General features: G+C 73.6%; 20 protein-coding genes and 1 riboswitch. Of the genes, 15 read left to right on the top strand and 5 right to left on the bottom strand.

Features of this window, described 5'->3' with window-relative positions; translation table 11 throughout:
• The first annotated feature begins 177 nt into the window (after positions 1-177).
• The 5 genes from AB0B63_RS12050 (at position 178) to tatC (ending at position 4,008) form a co-directional block, all read left to right on the top strand.
• Positions 178-1,176 carry a WYL domain-containing protein gene (locus AB0B63_RS12050; RefSeq protein ID WP_219461573.1) on the top strand — a complete coding sequence of 333 codons (999 nt, stop codon included), beginning with the start codon at positions 178-180 and terminating at the stop codon, positions 1,174-1,176.
• Positions 1,173-2,171, top strand: a complete 999-nt coding sequence (locus AB0B63_RS12045; RefSeq protein ID WP_208566130.1) for a YafY family protein — start codon at positions 1,173-1,175, stop codon at positions 2,169-2,171. Before AB0B63_RS12050 ends, AB0B63_RS12045 begins: the two co-directional genes overlap by 4 nt.
• A 10-nt stretch (positions 2,172-2,181) precedes the next feature.
• A complete protein-coding gene (locus AB0B63_RS12040; RefSeq protein WP_208566129.1) occupies positions 2,182-2,430 on the top strand; it encodes a hypothetical protein in 249 nt (82 codons plus the stop codon).
• A gap of 261 nt (positions 2,431-2,691) precedes the next feature.
• A complete protein-coding gene (gene tatA / locus AB0B63_RS12035) occupies positions 2,692-3,036 on the top strand; it encodes a Sec-independent protein translocase subunit TatA (protein ID WP_208566128.1) in 345 nt (114 codons plus the stop codon).
• A gap of 18 nt (positions 3,037-3,054) precedes the next feature.
• Positions 3,055-4,008 (top strand): twin-arginine translocase subunit TatC, encoded by a 954-nt coding sequence (gene tatC / locus AB0B63_RS12030; protein ID WP_208566127.1) that lies wholly within the window; start codon positions 3,055-3,057, stop codon positions 4,006-4,008.
• Positions 4,009-4,084: 76 nt separating this feature from the next.
• On the opposite strand, the gene AB0B63_RS12025 is transcribed toward tatC, so the two are convergent.
• The 4 genes from AB0B63_RS12025 to AB0B63_RS12010 all read right to left on the bottom strand — a co-directional run bounded on the left by AB0B63_RS12025 (position 4,085) and on the right by AB0B63_RS12010 (position 7,436).
• Positions 4,085-4,834 (bottom strand): amino acid ABC transporter ATP-binding protein, encoded by a 750-nt coding sequence (locus AB0B63_RS12025; RefSeq protein WP_208566126.1) that lies wholly within the window; start codon positions 4,832-4,834, stop codon positions 4,085-4,087.
• Positions 4,831-5,628 carry an amino acid ABC transporter permease gene (locus tag AB0B63_RS12020; RefSeq protein ID WP_208566125.1) on the bottom strand — a complete coding sequence of 266 codons (798 nt, stop codon included), beginning with the start codon at positions 5,626-5,628 and terminating at the stop codon, positions 4,831-4,833. Before AB0B63_RS12020 ends, AB0B63_RS12025 begins: the two co-directional genes overlap by 4 nt.
• 41 nt (positions 5,629-5,669) lie before the next feature.
• Positions 5,670-6,569 carry an ABC transporter substrate-binding protein gene (locus AB0B63_RS12015; protein ID WP_307799058.1) on the bottom strand — a complete coding sequence of 300 codons (900 nt, stop codon included), beginning with the start codon at positions 6,567-6,569 and terminating at the stop codon, positions 5,670-5,672.
• A 271-nt stretch (positions 6,570-6,840) separates the two neighbouring features.
• Positions 6,841-6,952: riboswitch (SAM riboswitch) on the bottom strand.
• Positions 6,953-7,019: 67 nt separating this feature from the next.
• On the bottom strand, positions 7,020-7,436 hold the full coding sequence (locus AB0B63_RS12010) for a helix-turn-helix domain-containing protein (protein ID WP_357017373.1): 417 nt from the start codon (positions 7,434-7,436) through the stop codon (positions 7,020-7,022).
• Positions 7,437-7,555: 119 nt separating this feature from the next.
• Between AB0B63_RS12010 and AB0B63_RS12005 the strand changes: the two genes are divergently transcribed.
• The 3 genes from AB0B63_RS12005 (at position 7,556) to AB0B63_RS11995 (ending at position 9,942) form a co-directional block, all read left to right on the top strand.
• The gene (locus AB0B63_RS12005; RefSeq protein ID WP_357017370.1) at positions 7,556-8,404 is read left to right on the top strand and encodes an SDR family oxidoreductase; all 849 of its coding nucleotides are present in this window, start codon (positions 7,556-7,558) and stop codon (positions 8,402-8,404) included.
• A gap of 95 nt (positions 8,405-8,499) precedes the next feature.
• Complete coding sequence (locus AB0B63_RS12000; protein WP_357017367.1) at positions 8,500-9,036, top strand: RNA 2'-phosphotransferase; 537 nt, start codon at positions 8,500-8,502, stop codon at positions 9,034-9,036.
• Positions 9,037-9,231: 195 nt separating this feature from the next.
• Positions 9,232-9,942 (top strand): GAF and ANTAR domain-containing protein, encoded by a 711-nt coding sequence (locus AB0B63_RS11995; protein ID WP_357017364.1) that lies wholly within the window; start codon positions 9,232-9,234, stop codon positions 9,940-9,942.
• An 11-nt stretch (positions 9,943-9,953) separates the two neighbouring features.
• On the opposite strand, the gene AB0B63_RS11990 is transcribed toward AB0B63_RS11995, so the two are convergent.
• The gene (locus AB0B63_RS11990) at positions 9,954-10,685 is read right to left on the bottom strand and encodes a GAF and ANTAR domain-containing protein (protein WP_357017361.1); all 732 of its coding nucleotides are present in this window, start codon (positions 10,683-10,685) and stop codon (positions 9,954-9,956) included.
• 294 nt (positions 10,686-10,979) lie between these two features.
• On the opposite strand from AB0B63_RS11990, the gene AB0B63_RS11985 reads away from it, so the two are divergent.
• The 7 genes from AB0B63_RS11985 (at position 10,980) to AB0B63_RS11955 (ending at position 16,580) form a co-directional block, all read left to right on the top strand.
• Positions 10,980-11,612: an SGNH/GDSL hydrolase family protein gene (locus AB0B63_RS11985; protein ID WP_357017358.1), complete on the top strand. Its 633-nt coding sequence runs from the start codon at positions 10,980-10,982 to the stop codon at positions 11,610-11,612.
• Positions 11,613-11,870: 258 nt separating this feature from the next.
• Positions 11,871-12,173: an urease subunit gamma gene (locus tag AB0B63_RS11980; protein ID WP_208566118.1), complete on the top strand. Its 303-nt coding sequence runs from the start codon at positions 11,871-11,873 to the stop codon at positions 12,171-12,173.
• Positions 12,170-12,529, top strand: a complete 360-nt coding sequence (locus AB0B63_RS11975; protein ID WP_357017355.1) for an urease subunit beta — start codon at positions 12,170-12,172, stop codon at positions 12,527-12,529. The genes AB0B63_RS11980 and AB0B63_RS11975 overlap by 4 nt, the downstream gene beginning before the upstream one ends.
• Entirely contained in the window at positions 12,526-14,229 is a 1,704-nt protein-coding gene (locus AB0B63_RS11970) for an urease subunit alpha (protein ID WP_357017352.1), read from the top strand. The genes AB0B63_RS11975 and AB0B63_RS11970 overlap by 4 nt, the downstream gene beginning before the upstream one ends.
• Complete coding sequence (locus AB0B63_RS11965; protein WP_357017349.1) at positions 14,229-14,912, top strand: urease accessory UreF family protein; 684 nt, start codon at positions 14,229-14,231, stop codon at positions 14,910-14,912. Before AB0B63_RS11970 ends, AB0B63_RS11965 begins: the two co-directional genes overlap by 1 nt.
• Positions 14,902-15,639 (top strand): urease accessory protein UreG, encoded by a 738-nt coding sequence (ureG, locus tag AB0B63_RS11960; protein ID WP_208566114.1) that lies wholly within the window; start codon positions 14,902-14,904, stop codon positions 15,637-15,639. Before AB0B63_RS11965 ends, ureG begins: the two co-directional genes overlap by 11 nt.
• Positions 15,639-16,580, top strand: coding sequence for an urease accessory protein UreD (locus AB0B63_RS11955; RefSeq protein WP_357017345.1), 942 nt, complete (start codon positions 15,639-15,641; stop codon positions 16,578-16,580). Before ureG ends, AB0B63_RS11955 begins: the two co-directional genes overlap by 1 nt.
• The last annotated feature ends 307 nt before the right edge of the window (positions 16,581-16,887 follow it).

Here is a 16,887-nt window from a genome sequence, read left to right as displayed (position 1 = left end):
GCCGGGTTCTGCCCCCGGTGATCAAGAGCGTTACGTCAAATTGATCTCTACGGATGACGCAAACCTCTTGATCACCGCAGAAGGGTGGGGTCGTGGCGGGGGATGGGGGGTTGGGTGGGGGATGGGGGTCCGGCGTGGGTGCACGGGTTTCGCGGGTGGGCTGCTAGCGTTCACCCCGTGTCGCGGAGTCGTACCGAACGCCTGGTCAACCTGGTGATCTGTCTGCTGTCCACCAGGCGGTTCCTGACCGCCGCGCAGATCGCCGCGACCGTTCCCGGCTACGAACACGATCCGGACGACGCCCGGGAGCACGAGGCGTTCCAGCGTAAGTTCGAACGGGACAAGGCGGAACTGCGCGAGCTGGGGGTGCCGCTGGAGACCGGGACGGCCAGCGTGTTCGACGCCGAGCCCGGTTACCGGATCGCCCACCGCGAGTACGCCCTGCCCGACATCCCGCTCGAACCGGACGAGGCCGCCGCGGTGGGCATCGCCGCCCGGTTGTGGCAGCACGCCGGGCTGGCCGCCGCCGCCTCGTCCGGGCTGGCCAAGCTGCGCGCGGCCGGCGTCGACGTCGACCCGCAGGCCACCCTGGGCCTGGAGCCGATGGTCACCGTCGACCCGTCGTTCGCCCCGCTCACCGCCGCCGCCCGGGACCGCCGGGAGGTCACCTTCGACTACCGGGTGCCGGACCGGGACGCGCCGACCCGACGCCGGTTGCAGCCGTGGGGCGTGGTCTGCTGGCGGGGCCGCTGGTACGTCGTCGGCCACGACCGGGACCGGGCGGCGACCCGCTGCTTCCGGCTGTCCCGGGTGGTGGGCGCGGTCCGGGCCACCGGTGCGCCGGGCGGCTACGAACCACCCGCCGGCCTCGACCTGATCTCGCACGTCGCCACCTGGTCCGGGCCGGTCGAGCGGACCGGCCGGGCCACCGTGCTGGCCGCGCCCGGGCGGGCCGCCGGGCTGCGCCGGTGGGCGGTGCAGAGCGTGCCCGGCCCCGACGGCGACCACCTGGTGCTGCCCTACGCCGATCCGGAGTCGCTGGCCGGGCAGCTCGTCGGCTACGGCCCGGACGTCCGGGTCGTGGACCCTCCCGAGGTACGCGACGCGGTGATCCAACGACTCAAGGAGATCGCCGCCCGGCACGACGAGCTGGCCGTGGCCGGGGGTGCCCGATGACCCGCCCCGCCGCGCGTACCTCCGCCGACCGGCTGGCCCGGTTGCTGAACCTGGTGCCCTACCTGCTGGCCCGACCGGGCATCGAGATCGCCGAGGCCGCCGGTGACCTGGGCGTCAGCGAACGGCAGCTCCGCGAGGACCTGGAGCTGCTCTGGGTGTGCGGGCTGCCCGGTTACGGCCCGGGTGACCTGATCGACATGGCCTTCGACGGCGACCGGGTGACCATCACCTACGACGCCGGCATCGACCGGCCGCTGCGGCTCACCCCGGACGAGGCGTTGGCCCTGGTGGTGGCGCTGCGGATGCTCGCCGAGACGCCCGGGGTGGCCAACCGGGAGGCCGTCGAGCGGGCCCTCGCCAAGATCGAGAATGCGGCCGGTGACCTGGTCGGCGCCCCGGTGGCTGTCCGACTCCCCGGCGAGAGCCAGCGGGTGCAGGAGCTGCGGGCGGCGGTGGAGCGGCACCGGGCGCTGCGGATCACCTACTACACCGCAGCCCGGGACGAGAGCACCGAGCGCGTCATCGACCCGCTGCGGATGCTGATGGTCGATGGTCGGGCCTACGTCGAGGCGTGGTGCCGCCGCGCCGAGGCGGTCCGGTTGTTCCGGGCCGACCGGATCGACGCGGTCGTCGAGCTGGACGAGCCCGCCGTGGTGCCGCCGCAGGCCCGCCCGCACGACCTGCGCCAGGGGGTGTTCCAGCCGTCCCCGGACCTGCCGCTGATCACCCTGCGCATTGGCCGGGGCGAGCGGTGGATCACCGAGTACTACCCGTGTGAGCGGGTCGAGGTCGACGGTGACCGGTGGGTGGTGTCGCTGCGGGTGACCGATCTCGGCTGGGCACGCCGCTTCGTGCTCGGATTGGGTCCCGACGTCACCGTCCTCGCCCCGGTCGAGCTGGCTGCCCAGGTCCGTGCCCAGGCCACCGCCGCCCTGGAGGCGTACGCCACCCCGGTGCTCTCGGCCGGCCCGGTGGGTCCGCCGACCGACCGGTAGGCTGGCCGCCGTGGTGAAGTGGATCGTTCTCGTGGTGCTGCTGTTCGCGCTGGTCGTGTTGGCCCTGGCGGTCCGTCCGGTGCTGGTGCGGCTGCCCCGGTTGCGTCGCGCGGCGGTGGCGTTGCAGCGTCGCCAGGCCGACGCGGAGGCGCTGCGGCACAGCGCCGAGGCGCTCCAGGAACGGGTCGAGGCGCTCCAGCGGCAGGGCGAGACGACCCAGCAGCGGCTGGAACTGATCAAGGCCAAGCGCGGCGACTGATCGACGGCCGGGCGCGGGAGTGATCGACATCCGGCGCGGGAACTGATCGACACCGGTCGGTGAACCGCGCGTCCGCCGCCCACCCGGCGTCCGATTCACGCAGCTCTGCACCCGTACAGGTGGTTGACGGGACACTCAGCGGTGGTCAAGACTTCACCGGCCGGGCCGCATCAGCGGTGGCCCGGCGGGTGGCAGCAGCCCGTCTCGCACGTACGATGGGCAGCGACCCCACCCTTCGACACAGAGCGACTGGAGCTTCCCATGGGTGCCCTCAAGCCGTGGCACATCGCCGTACTCGTGGTTGTGCTGATCCTGCTCTTCGGCGCGAAGCGGCTTCCCGACGCGGCCCGCTCGCTCGGCCGTTCGTTGCGGATCATCAAGGCGGAGACCAAGAGCCTGGCCGACGACGACCGCGACCTGGCCGAGAAGGCCGACGCGCAGGCCGGCTACCAGCCGCTGCCGCCCCAGCAGCAGCCCGTGCAGCAGCAGCCGTACGCGCCGCAGCCCCAGCAGCAGTACGCCCAGCCGCAGTACGCCCCGCAGCAGGCTCCGCAGCAGCCGGTCGCCCCGCCGGTCGACCCGGTGCAGCGCGTCCGCGACAACTGACCGAAGGGCCCCACCACCGTGGCCTTCGCGCTCCGTAAACGCGGCCCCAGCACCTTCGAACGGGCCTCCGACGGTTCCATGACCCTGATGGAGCATGTCCGCGAGCTGCGGAACCGGCTGTTCCGCGCCTCGCTGGCGATCCTGGTCGGCTTCGGCTTCGGCATCTGGCTGGCGACGCCGGTCCGGGTGCTGCTCTCGAAGCCGTACTGCGACCTGCCTCAGGCGAGGGACCCGGATACCGGGCTGTGTAAGTTCGTCCAGCTCGGCGTTGCCGATGTCTTCCTGCTCAATCTGAAGATCGGCCTCTGGGTCGGGTTGATCATCGCGGCACCGGTCTGGCTCTACCAGCTCTGGGCGTTCATCGCGCCGGGTCTGCACCGGCACGAGCGGCGGTACGCGTACATCTTCACGACGCTCGCCGCGCCGTTGTTCGCGGCCGGCGCGGTGTTGGCCTTCTTCGTCACCACCAAGGGCCTGGAGTTCCTGCTCGACATCTCCGGTGGCGACATCTCCACCACCCTGGAGGTCACCCGCTACATCTCGTTCGTCACCAACCTGATCCTGTTGTTCGGGGTGGCGTTCGAGTTCCCGCTGGTGGTGCTGATGCTCAACTTCGTCGGGTTGGCCAGCGCCCGCAAGTTGCTGAGCTGGTGGCGGGTTGCGGTCTTCGTGTTCTTCGCCTTCTCCGCCGTGGTGACGCCCACCCCCGACCCGTTCGGCATGACCGCGTTGGCGATCTGCCTCTGCGCGCTCTACTTCGCCGCGGTCGGGGTGGCCTTCATCAACGACCGGCGCAAGGGGCGGCGTAAGGAGTCCTACGCGGGGCTGAGCGACGACGAGGTGTCGCCGTTGGAGTTGGACGACGACCCGGTGGTGGCCACGCCGGAGCTGGAGTTGTCCGAGCCGGTGCACGCCTCCGAGCCGGTGGCCCCACCCAAACCGATCGACCGCCGCTACGACGACATGACCTGAGCGTCAGGTCATCCGCACCACCCGACGCCGCTCCCGCCCTGCCGGGAGCGGCGTCGCCCGTCCGGCCCCGGCGGGCTCAGAGCACCTGGGACAGGAAGCGGCGCAGCCGGGGGTGCTGCGGCGTCTCGAAGACCGCCTCCGGTGCGCCGGCCTCCAGCACCACCCCGTGGTCCATGAACGCGACGGTGTCGGCGACCGAGCGGGCGAAGCCCATCTCGTGGGTGACCACCACCATCGTCATGCCCCCGGCGGACAGCTCGGCCATCACCCCGAGCACCCCCTTGACCAGCTCCGGGTCGAGCGCCGAGGTGGCCTCGTCGAAGAGCATCACCTCAGGTTGCAGGGCCAGCGCCCGGGCGATGGCGACCCGCTGCTGCTGACCGCCGGAGAGGTGGGCGGGCCGGGAGTCGGCCTTGCCGGCGAGGCCGACCAGCGCCAACTGGGTCCGGGCCAGCGCGACCGCCTCGTCCTCGGGCAGCTTCTTGAGCCGGCGCAACGCCAGGGTGATGTTGCGCAGCACGGTCATGTGCGGAAACAGGTTGAACTGCTGGAAGACCATGCCGATCCGCTGCCGCAGGGCGTCCGGGTCGTCGCGCAGCACGCTGCGCCCGTCGAGCAGGACGTCACCGGCGTCCGGCTCGATCAGCCGGTTGACGGTGCGCAGCAGGGTGGACTTGCCGGAACCGGACGGTCCGATGACGCAGGCCGTCGCGCCCCGGGCGACGTCCAGGTCGACGCCGCGCAGCACCCGGTTGGCCCCGAAGGCCAGGTGCACGTCGCGGACGGCGAGGCTGACCGAGGTGGTGGTCGCGGTGCCGGCGGTCATCGGGGGTCCTCCCGGGGGGTACGCGGTTGCGGTAGGGCGGTCTCGCCGGCCAGGGCCAGCCCGCCGTCGTCGTCGGGGTCGACGGTGACCGTCCGGCCCCGGCGCAACCGGCGGTCGATGGCGTTGACGGCGTGCGTCAGCGGCACGGTCAGCAGCAGGTAGCACAGGCCGGCCAGCAGCAGCGCCGACTGGTTGCCGGTGTTGGCCGCGTAGTCCTGCCCGATCCGGAACAACTCCCGCTGGCTGGCCAGCAGGCCGAGGAAGTAGACCAGGCTGGAGTCCTTGATCAGCGCGATCAGCTGATTGACCCAGGCCGGCAGCACCCGGCGTACCCCTTGCGGGACGATGACCAGGCGCATCGCCTCACCCCAGGAGAAGCCCAGCGCTCGGGCCCCCTCCAGCTGCGCCGCCTCCACGCTCTGGATGCCGGAGCGGAAGATCTCCCCGATGTACGCGGCGGCGATCAGCGACAGCGCCAGGATGCCCAGCGGGTAGGGGTTGGGACCCCACACCTGCATGCCGAGCGGGGCCAGGCCGACGCCGATCAGCAGGATGGTGGCGGCGGCCGGCAGGCCCCGGAACACGTCGGTGTAGACCCGGGCCGGCCAGCGCAACCACCGGGTACGGGAGAGGCCCGCCACGGCCAGCGCCATGCCGAGCACCGAGCCGAGCAGGGCGGCGGAGACCGCCAGGATCAGCGTGTTGGGCAGCCCGACGGTCAGCATCTCGGGCAGCGCCTCGCGCATGGAGTCCCCGTCGAAGAAGGTCTCCCACAGGGTGCTCAACGGATCCATCGTGTTCTCCTACCGCCCCGCTCGCTGGTCTGGTCGTACCGTCAGGAGGTGGCCGACGCCGACGGCGTCGCCGCGCCGGGGGCGGCGACGGTGCCGCTGCCGGGGGTGAAGCCGGCGGGGATCGGCCGGCCCGGGTAGTACTGCTGCTGGAGCCGGGTCCAGGTGCCGTCGGCGATGACCTCGTCGAGGCCCTTGTTCAGCGCCTCGCGCAGCGCGTCGTTGCCCTTGGCGAAGGCGTACGCGGTGGGGGTCGGGCTCAACTCCGTGGCCGCCACCGTGATCTTGCCGTTGCTGTCGGCGGCCGACTTCTCGCCGATCTCGGCGGGGGCGATCCAGGCGTCGGCGGTGCCGGCCTTGAGCTGGTTGACCGCCCCGTTGTAGTCGGGCACCCGCACCGGGTCGAGCTTGCGCGAGGTGGCGTAGTCGTCCTGCACGGTGCCCTGCACGACCACCACCCGCTTGCCGGCGAGCTGGTCGAAGCCGGTCAGCGGGGAGCCGGCGGGCACGTCGAGGCCGAAGTAGCCGAAGTCGTAGCCGTTGCCGAAGTCGACGGTCTTCTTCCGGGCCTCGGTGATGGTGATCGAGGAGCTGCCGATGTCGAACTTGCGGTTGTTGACCTGGGAGAGCAGTGCCGAGAAGTCGGTGCCGACGAACTCGACCTTCAGCCCCACCTTGCCGGCGGCCGCGACGAGCAGGTCGTTGTCGAAGCCGGTGAAGGTGCCGTCCTTGAGGTAGACGTTCGGTGGGGCGTCGGTGAGCGTGCCGGCGCGCAGCACCCCCGGCTGGAGCAGGCCGTACGGGTTGTCGGCCGGGTCGGCGGAGTCGCCGCCGCAGGCGGTCAGCGCGGTGGCGGCGAGCAGGGCGGCGACGCCGAGCGCGGCGGCCCTGGTGAGGGCGGGCCGGGGCCGCCGGGTCGTGGGCAGGGCAGGGAGGAAGCGCACGGGTGTCTCCAGAGTTGATCGGGCGACGGCGGGCGCGCGTCGCCGACGGGGTGCCCGCCGGGCACGCCGCTGAGGTGGTACGGGAAGAGGGGGTCGACTACCGGGGGCGACAGGAGTCGCTGTGGACCCGCATCAGGTCGACGTGTCGCCGTCTGACCAGCCGGACGCCGCTGCTCCGGACGCCGGCCCGGGACACGGGGGCGACGCCGTCGGTGGGCGGGGCGGGTGCGGACATGGGTTCTCCCGGGGTCGGAGTTGACCTGGGGAAACCAGGCCACGCTTGCACCGGTGGTCTACCGGTGCCTGGTCCTCACCCGGAGCACCCCACCGTGGCGGAGGGTTGCCGGCCAGCGAGCCGGGGCTTGACGCTGGCGCTCATGACCTGCCCGAAGGCTAGCAGCCGGGACCGGGCGATCGTCCACCCGTTATGACGGCCCTCACGTCCGCTCCTTACCGCCGGGCGGGACGGGTGAGACGGGTGGGTCGCGTGGTGCCGGTGGGCGCGCGGTGGGGCAGGTCGGCGTCGTAGCGGACCCGGGCCGCCTGCACCTCGGCGAGGTGGGTGGTGGCCCAGGACTCCAGTCCGGAGACCAGGTCGAGCAGGCTGCGGCCCAGGTCGGTGAGGGCGTAGTCGACCCGGGGCGGGACGCTGGCGTGCACCGTCCGGGTGACCAGGCCGTCGCGCTCCAGCCCGCGAAGGGTCTGGGTGAGCATCTTCTGGCTGATCCCGTCGATGTGTTCGGCCAGCTCGCCGTAGCGCCGGTCGCCGTCGGCGAGGGTCAGCACGACCAGCACGCTCCACCGGTCGCCGATCCGGTCGATGACCTGCCGGCTGCCGCAGTTGCGCTGGAACGGGTCGGGTCGCATCTGCTTACTCTCCATCAGTGCGTCACAAACTTCAAGGTGCCTACTCTCCGATGGGAAGTATCGCCAAGCAGCTGGGTGTTTGCCAGTACGACTGAAGTAGCCACCCGAAGGAGAACGCCATGTCCATCGTCGTCACCGGAGCCACCGGCCACCTGGGTCGCCTGATCGTCGAATCCCTGCTGCGCCGGGGCGTACCCGCCGGGAAGATCGTGGCGCTGGGGCGGGACACCGGCCGGCTCACCGACCTCGCCGACCGGGGGGTCGAGGTCCGGCCGGCCGACTACACCGACCCCGACTCGCTCCGCGCCGCCTTCGCCGACGCCGAGAAGCTGATGTTCGTCTCCGGCAGCGAGGTCGGCCAGCGGCTGCCCCAGCACCACAACGTCATCGACGCTGCCCGCGGGGCCGGTGTCGGCCTGGTCGTCTACACCAGCATCGCCCACGCCGACACCTCCGACCTGCTGCTCGCCGCCGAGCACCGGGCCACCGAGGAGGAGTTGCGCGCCTCCGGCCTGCCGTACGTGCTGCTGCGCAACAGCTGGTACCTGGAGAACTACACCGGCCAACTCGACGGCTACCTGGCCCACGGGGTCGCCGGTTCCGCGGGTGACGGCCGGGTCAGCGCCGCCACCCGCGCCGACTACGCCGAGGCCGCCGCCGAGGTGCTCACCACCGAGGGACACGCCGGTCAGGTCTACGAGCTGGGCGGTGAGGCGTTCACCATGACCGAACTGGCCGCCGAGGTGTCCCGCCAGAGTGGACACGACGTCCGCTACACCGACCTGCCGGTGCCGGCGTACACCGACCTGCTCGTCTCCGCCGGGCTGCCCGAGCCGTACGCCGCCACCCTGGCCGACGCCGACCGGGGCATCGCCCAGGGTGCGCTGTACGTGCCCGTGGACGACCTGGAGAAGCTGCTCGGCCGCCGGCCCACCAGCCTCACCGAGGCGCTCCGCGCCGCCCGCTGACCCGACCCGCGCGTCCGCCCCGGCGACACCCCGGGGCGGGCGGCGCGGGGATAACCGGTGGAACGTCGCCCCCGCCCCACCCGACAATGCTCGCCATGGATCACCAGACGCTGGTGCGGGTCAGCAAGCGGGTGTCGCTCGCCCTGCGCCACCAGCCCGCCCGGTTCGGCCTCACCCCCGACCCGGGCGGCTGGGTGTCCGTGGTCGACCTGCTGGCGGCCCTGCGGATCGACCGGGCCGACCTCGACGTGGTGGTCACGGGCAACGACAAGCAGCGCTTCGCGGTGACCCGGGACGCCGACGGGACCGAACGGATCCGGGCCAGCCAGGGCCACTCGTACCCGGTGGACCTGGGGCTGACCGCCGAACCGCCGCCGCCGCGGCTCTTCCACGGCACCGGGGCCGTCGCACTCGGCTCGATCCGGGCCACCGGACTGCACCGGGGCGGCCGACACCACGTACACCTGTCGTCGGACGTGGCGACGGCCCGGCGGGTCGGGGCCCGCCGGGGTGGCGCGGTGGTGGTACTGACCGTCGACGCGGCGGCGATGGCCCGCGACGGGCACACCTTCTACCGCAGCGCCAACGGCGTGTGGCTCACCGACGCGGTGCCGCCGGCCTACCTGGGGTGACCCGGTCACCTCCGCGACGGCTGCCGCGTCGCCGGGCGGTGCGCGCCGACGGCGGGTATGGTGCGGTTGTCGTGCCCCGCCGGGCGGGCCGGTGAACGGCCAGGGTGCCGACCTGCCGCCGGGGGCGACGCGCAGCCGGGGGCGAGCCGTTGACGCCGTCCCGCGTCCCCGCCCCAGCCGGGAAGGAGCCGCGCGATGACACCACTCTCCCTGGACCCGCACGACGCGTTGGCCGAACTCGGCCGGATCCGACTCGACGAGGTCGGCGTGGACGAGGTGTTGCAGCTGATCGCCGACCTGGCGGGGCGCAGCCTACGGGGGGCCCACGAGGTCTCGGTGACCCTGCTGCGCGGCGCTGTGCCGCACAGCATCGCCGTCACCGGCGACGTCGCGCTGCTGCTCGACGAGTGGCAGTACCGGCAGGCCCACGGGCCGTGCCTGGACGCCGCCGTCACCGGCGACACCCTCGTCGTGGCCGACACCGCCACCGAGGAACGGTGGCCGGCCTGGGCGGCCCGGGCCGCCGACGCGGGTGTCGGCAGCACGCTCGCCGTCGGCCTGCCGATCCAGGAGGCGGTGGTCGGCGCCCTCAACCTCTACGGGACGACCCCCCGCGCGTTCGACGCCGACACGGTCGAGCTGGCCCGGACCTTCGCCGCGTACGCCGCGGTGGCCCTGGCCAACGCCCACCTCTACTCCAGCGCCACCACCCTGGCCGAACAGATGCGGGCGGCGATGGAGAGCCGGGCGGTCATCGAGCAGGCCAAGGGCATCATCATGGGTCAACGCCGGTGCACGGCCGACGAGGCCTTCGGCATTCTCACCAAGCTCTCCCAGGACACCAACCGTCGGCTGCGCGACGTCGCCGCCGCACTGGTCGGCAGGGCCACCGCCGGCAGTCGCTGAACCGGCGTGGCTCAGCGGTCGGCGGCGGTGGGTTGACCGGGCACCGGCCGGACGACCTGCTGCACCAGGGCCTCCGCCACGTCGCGCAGCTTGCGGTTGGAATTCTGGGAGACCCGGGCCAGCATCGCGAACGCCTCGTCGGCCGTGCACCGGCGTTGACCCATGATGATGCCCTTGGCCTGCTCGATGACCGCCCGGTTGCGCATCGCCTCCTGCATCTGCCCGGCCAGGGTGGCGGTGCTGTCGTACAGGTGGGCGTTGGCCAGGGCCACCGCGGCGTGTCCGGCGAGTGCCCGGGCCGGCTCGGCCACCCTGCTGAAGGCGTCCGGTCGGGTGGCGTAGAGGTTGAGGGCGCCGACCACCGCCTCCTGGATCGGCAGACCGATCGACATCGCCGAGGACACCCCTGACGCGTGGGCCCGGGTCGCCCACTCCGGCCAGCGCGGCTCCCGGGTCATGTCGGTGACGATCAGCACGGTGCCGGTGGTGGCCGCGTCCAGGCACGGGCCGCGACCCTGTTCGTACTGCCACTGGTCGAGCCGGCGGGCGAGGTCACCGGTGTGGGCGGCGGTCTTCGCCTCGGTGCCGTGCACCAGGGTCACCGAGGTCTCCGTCGTACCCGGGATGCTGTCCCGGGCGACCTCGGTGATCCGGGTCAGGACGGCGTCGAGGCCCATCTCGTCGTGGCGGATGGACCCCAACCGGAGGATGGCCTCGGTGAGGTCGAGCGGGGACTGTGGCATGGCGTCTGACGTCCTTGCGAACCGGCGCGAACCTGCCGGTCGGGCCGGCGGCGCGTGACGATCGGTCCGTGCCGGCGGCCGTGGGTGCGGCTCCGCCGGGACGAACCGGGGACCGCGCCACTGCTTGACGCTCGCCTGCGACATCCCGGGGGACGTCGAATGCGGACCATCACTGTAGCGGGTCGGTCGGCGACGACAGGCGACGGACACCACCACGACGTCGATTTCCCGGGTGGTGTCCGGGGCGGACCCCGGGGGATGATGGCGTCCGACGACGACAGGGGAGCGGACGCGATGACGCTGGAGATGCCGCGTGGTGGCCGGGTGCTGTTCATCGGCGACAGCATCACCGACGCCGGGCGCGACCGCGCCGACGAGGCCGACCTGGGGACGGGCTGGGCGATGATGGCCGCCGCCTGGTTCACCGCCCGGTATCCGGGCCACCGGGTGACCTTCCGCAACCGGGGCGTCGGCGGTGACCGGGTACGCGACCTGCGGTCCCGCTGGGCGGACGACTGCCTGGCGTTGGCCCCGCAGGTGGTGTCGGTGCTGATCGGGATCAACGACACCTGGCGGCGGTACAGCAGCGGCGAGGTGACCACCGTCGAGGAGTTCTCCACCGACTACCGGCACCTGCTCGCCAGCACCCGGCAGGCGCTGCCCGACGTCCGGCTGGTGCTGATGGAACCCTTCCTCATCCCGGTCGACGACCTCCAGCGGCGCTGGCGTGACGACCTGGACCCGAAGGTCGACGCGGTGCGCAAGCTGGCCGCCGAGTTCGACGCGACGCTGGTCGCGGTGGAGGCGGTGTTCCACCGCGCCGAGGTCGACGACCGGGTGTGGACCGACGACGGGGTGCACCTGACCCCGTCCGGTCACGCGGTGCTGGCCCAGCAGTGGCTGGCGGCGGTCACCCCGGCCACCTGAGCCCGGCTGGTCGGGCCCTGGGCGTTGCCAGGGCCCGGGGTGATCCTCTACGGTCGGTCCAGCGGTTGGCGGTGCGGTCCTTCCCAACCACCACCGCCGAGCGGCCCTGTGGCGGGCCGGGGCCGGTGGGGCCCCGGGAGGACCTGCCCGGTGCCGGCGGCGGTCCCGTGTGTCGTCCCGCCCCCTCGCCGGTCTGCGCCCTTTGTCGCGTTCGGAGTCGGTACGGTGGGAAACACGCCGAGCCGCCCGGGAGATCCCGTGTTCCTCACGCCCCACGAGCAGGACCGCCTGCTCGTCCACGTCGCTGCGGACGTCGCCCGACGACGACGCGAGCGCGGACTGCGCCTCAACTATCCCGAGGCCGTCGCCATGATCACCGCGTTCCTCCTCGAGGGCGCCCGGGACGGCCGGACGGTCACCGACCTCATGGCCGCCGGCCGGACCGTGCTCACCCGCGACGACGTGCTCGACGGAATCCCCGAGATGCTGGGGGAGGTGCAGGTGGAGGCGACGTTCCCGGACGGCACCAAGTTGGTGACGGTGCACCACCCGATCCCGTGATCCCCGGGGAGATCCTGCCCGGCGACGGGCCGGTCGAGATCAACGCGGGTCGCCCGGTGACCACCCTGCTGGTGGTCAACACCGCCGACCGGCCGATCCAGGTCGGCTCGCACTACCACTTCGCCGAGACCAACCCGGGCCTGCGCTTCGACCGCGCCGCCGCGTACGGGCAGCGGCTCGCCGTGCCGGCGGGGACGTCGGTGCGGTTCGAGCCGGGCGTCAGCCGCACCGTCGACCTGGTGCCGCTGGGCGGGGCCCGGGTCGTGCCGGGGCTGCGCGGCGAGGTCGCCGGCCCCCTCGACCCGGGGCCGGATGCCGACGGGTCCGGCCCGCGCGACGCGGAGGCGGGACGATGAGCGCGGTGGACCGGCGACGCTACGCCGACCTGTACGGCCCGACCACCGGCGACCGCATCCGGCTGGCCGACACCGACCTGCTGATCGAGGTGGAGGTCGACCACTGCGTCGGCGGCGACGAGGCGGTGTTCGGCGGCGGCAAGGTGATCCGCGAGTCGATGGGCCAGTCCCGGGCCACCCGGGCCGAGGGCGCCCTGGACACGGTGATCACCGGCGCGGTGGTGCTGGACCACTGGGGGGTGGTGAAGGCCGACGTCGGGCTGCGCGACGGGCGGATCGTGGCGTTGGGGCGGGCGGGCAACCCGGACACCATGCCCGGGGTGCACCCGGACCTGGTGATCGGCCCGTCGACCGAGGTGATCGCCGGCAACGGGCGCATCCTCACCGCCGGGGCGGTGGACACCCACGTGCACTTCATCTGCCCGCAGATCGTCACCGAGGCGCTCACCTCGGGCATCACCACCCTGGTCGGCGGGGGCACCGGCCCGGCCGAGGGCACCCGGGCCACCACGGTCACCCCGAACGCCTGGCACCTGGCCCGGATGCACGAGGCGCTGGACGCCTTCCCGGTGAACGTGCTGCTGCTGGGCAAGGGCAACACGGTCTCCACCGAGGCGCTGTGGGAGCAGTTGCGGGCCGGGGCGGGTGGGTTCAAGCTGCACGAGGACTGGGGGACCACCCCGGCGGCGATCGACGCCTGCCTGCGGGTGGCCGACGCGTCCGGGGTGCAGGTGTCCATCCACACCGACACCCTCAACGAGGCCGGGTTCGTGGCGGACACGCTGCGCGCCATCGCCGGCCGGGCGATCCACTCGTACCACACCGAGGGGGCGGGGGGTGGGCACGCGCCGGACATCATCACGGTGGCCGGGGAGCCGAACGTGCTGCCGTCGTCGACGAACCCGACCCGGCCGTACACCCGCAACACCCTCGCCGAGCACCTCGACATGCTGATGGTCTGCCACCACCTCAACCCGTCGGTGCCGGAGGACCTGGCGTTCGCCGAGAGCCGGATCCGGCCGTCCACGATGGCCGCCGAGGACCTGCTGCACGACCTCGGGGCGATCTCCATCATCGGCTCGGACTCGCAGGCGATGGGCCGGGTCGGCGAGGTGATCACCCGGACCTGGCAGAGCGCGCACGTGATGAAGCGGCGGGTGGGCGCGCTGCCCGGTGACGGCCCGGCCGACAACCACCGGGCCCGCCGCTACGTAGCGAAATACACCATCTGCGCGGCGATGGCCAACGGGCTGGAACGGGAGATCGGCTCGGTGGAACCGGGCAAGCTCGCCGACCTGGTGCTCTGGGACCCGGCGTTCTTCGGGGTCCGGCCACACCTGGTGATCAAGGGCGGGATGATCGCGTACGCGCAGATGGGCGACGCGAACGCGTCCATCCCCACCCCACAGCCGATGCTGCCGAGGCCGATGTTCGGCGCGTACGGCGTGGTGCCGGCCGCGACCAGCGTGGCGTTCGTCGCGCCGGCCGCGCTGGAGGCGGGCCTGCGGCTGGACGTGCGCCGCCCGCTGGTCCCGGTGGCCGACGTGCGCTCACGGGGCAAGGCGGACCTGCCGTGCAACGGCGCGTTGCCGCGCATCGAGGTCGACCCGGACACCTTCACCGTCCGCATCGACGGGGTGGTGGTCGACCCGGAACCGGTCACCGAACTGCCCATGGCCCAGCGGTACCACCTGTTCTGATGACCCCGTCGAGCATGGTGCTGCTGCTGGCCGACGGCAGGTTCCCCGCCGGGGCGCACGCCCACTCCGGCGGGCTGGAGGCGGCGGTGGCGGCCGGGCTGGTCACCGACCCGGCCACCCTGGCCGGGTTCCTGCGCGGCCGGTTGGCCACCGGCGGGCTGGTCGCCGCCGCGTTCGCGGTGGCGGCGCACCGGGCCGCCGCAGCCACCGACCGACGGGCGACGCTGGCCCGGCTGGACGCCGAACTGGACGCCCGTACCGCCGCCCCGGCGCTGCGGGTCGTCTCCCGCCGGCAGGGTCGGGCGCTGCTGCGGGCCGGTCGGGAGATCTGGCCCGACGGCGGGTTCGACGCGCTGCCCGCCGGTGTGCCGGGGCCGCACCAGCCGCTGGTGCTCGGTCTGGTCGCCGCCGCCGCCGCCCTGGACCCGGTGGCGGTGGCGACCGTCGCCGCGTACGGGTCGGTGACCGGCCCGGCCAGCGCGGGGGTACGGCTGCTCGGGCTCGACCCGTACCGGGTGCACGCGGTGCTGGCGGCGCTGGCCGTCGACTGCGACGCCACGGCGGCCCGTGCGGTCGCCACCGCCGACGATCCGCCCGAGTGGCTGCCGGCCCCGGCCGCCCCGCTCACCGACATCCACGCCGAAGTCCACACCACCTGGGAGGTGCGTCTCTTTGCGTCCTGAAACCGTATCGCCGACCCCGCACGCGTCGATCCCGCACGACGAGACCGTGCCGCACACCCACCCCGAGCCGGGGGTCGACCCGCACGCCCCGCTGCCGCCCACCGCCCGCCCGCTGCGGGTCGGCATCGGCGGACCGGTCGGGTCGGGCAAGACCGCGCTGGTCGCGGCGCTGTGCCGGGCCTTCGCCGACGAGCTGCGCCTGGGCGTGGTGACCAACGACATCTACACCACCGAGGACGCGGACTTCCTGCGCCGGGCCGGGGTGCTCGACCCGGAGCGGATCCGGGCGGTGGAGACCGGCTGCTGCCCGCACACCGCGATCCGCGACGACATCGGCGCGAACCTCGACGCGATCGACGAGCTGGTCGACGGGGTCGGGCCGCTGGACCTGGTGCTGGTGGAGAGCGGTGGGGACAACCTCACCGCCACGTTCAGCCGGGGGCTGGTCGACCGGCAGATCTTCGTGGTCGACGTCGCCGGTGGTGACAAGGTGCCCCGCAAGGGTGGGCCCGGGGTGACCGCCGCCGACCTGCTGGTCATCAACAAGACCGACCTGGCCCCGCTGGTGCGGGCCGACCTGTCGGTGATGGACCGCGACGCCCGCGCCCGGCGGGGGGACCTGCCGACGGTATTCCTGTCCATCGTGGGCGATCCGCTGGCCACCGGGGTGGCCGACTGGGTCCGTCACGAGCTGGCCCACCACCGTGGCCGGCTGGCCGTCGCCTGATGCGCGCGGTCGCCCGGGTGGTGGCGGTGGCCGACCGTCACGGCCGCACGGTGCTGCGCGAGCTGCGGGGCGAGTCACCGCTGCTGCTGCGCCAGGCCGCCACCGAGGAGGGCGTCCCCACGGTGTACGTCGTCGGCGGCGCGGCCGGCCCGCTGGCCGGTGACGACCTGCGGTTGAGCGTCGAGGTGGGGCCGGGGGCGGCGGTGCGGGTGCGTACCGTCGCCGCCTCGGTGGCCCTGCCCGGCCGGCCGGGGGCGGTCTCCCGGATGCGGGTCGACGCGGTGGTGCACGACGGCGGCACCCTGCACTGGCTGCCGGAGCAGCTGGTCGCGGCGGCCGGCTGCGACCACGTCGCCGGGTCCCGGGTGAGCCTCGCCGAGGGGGCCCGGTTGCTCTGGCGCGAGGAACTCGTCTGCGGCCGGTACGGCGAACCCGCCGGCAACGTCGTGGTGGCGACCTCGGTCGACCACGCCGGGCGGCCGCTGCTGCGCCAGTCCCTGGCGGTCGGCCCGGCCGCACCCGGTTGGGCCGGGCCGGCGGTGCTGGGCGGGGCGACGGCGACCGGTTCGCTGCTGGTGGTCGGTCCCGCCGCCGCGTCGGGACCGGCCACCGTGGACGGCGGCGGTCAGCTCCGGGGTCGGGTGCTGCCCACCGGCCCCGGGGCGTCCGCCGCCTGGATGCCGCTGGCCGGTGGTCCGGCGGCCCTGCTCACCGCCACCGCCCCCGACGCCCACACCCTGCGTACCCTGCTCGACCCGGCCGGTGACCCGGCCGGCGTGGCGGCGATCGACCCGCCCACCCCGGCGACGGCCACCGGTCCGGCTCCGGCCGCCCCGACCGTCAGCGCTGCTGCTACCGCGTCCGCTGCCGCTGCCGGGCCCAGGGCGCTGCCGGGGGCGGGGGCAGCGTTCCGGACGCGGCGGGGGAGACGGGGTGGGTGACGGCTGCCGGTCGCCGCTGACGGCCGGCCTGGTGCCGGTGACAGCCGGCCGGAGGGACAGCCAGCCCGTGTGGTTGCCGGGGGAGTCGGCCTGCGCCGGCAGTCGGTCAGCTGGCCCGGTGTGGTTGCCGGTCAGCTGGCTGGTGCGGCCGTCGGTCAGCTGGCCTGCGCCGGCCGTCGGTCAGCTGGCTCATGCGGCCGTCGGACAGCTGACCTGCGCCGGCCGCCGGTCAGCTGGATTGTGGGGCTGCCGGTCAGTCGGACTGTGGGGCTGCCGGTCAGTCGGTCCGCACCGGCAGTCGGTCGGT

Origin of the sequence: Micromonospora sp. NPDC049081 (genome assembly GCF_040648835.1) — a bacterium.
GTDB lineage: Bacteria > Actinomycetota > Actinomycetes > Mycobacteriales > Micromonosporaceae > Micromonospora > Micromonospora antibiotica.
The sequence above is the reverse complement of the archived record's forward strand: the minus strand, read 5'-3'. Positions and strand labels throughout refer to the sequence as shown.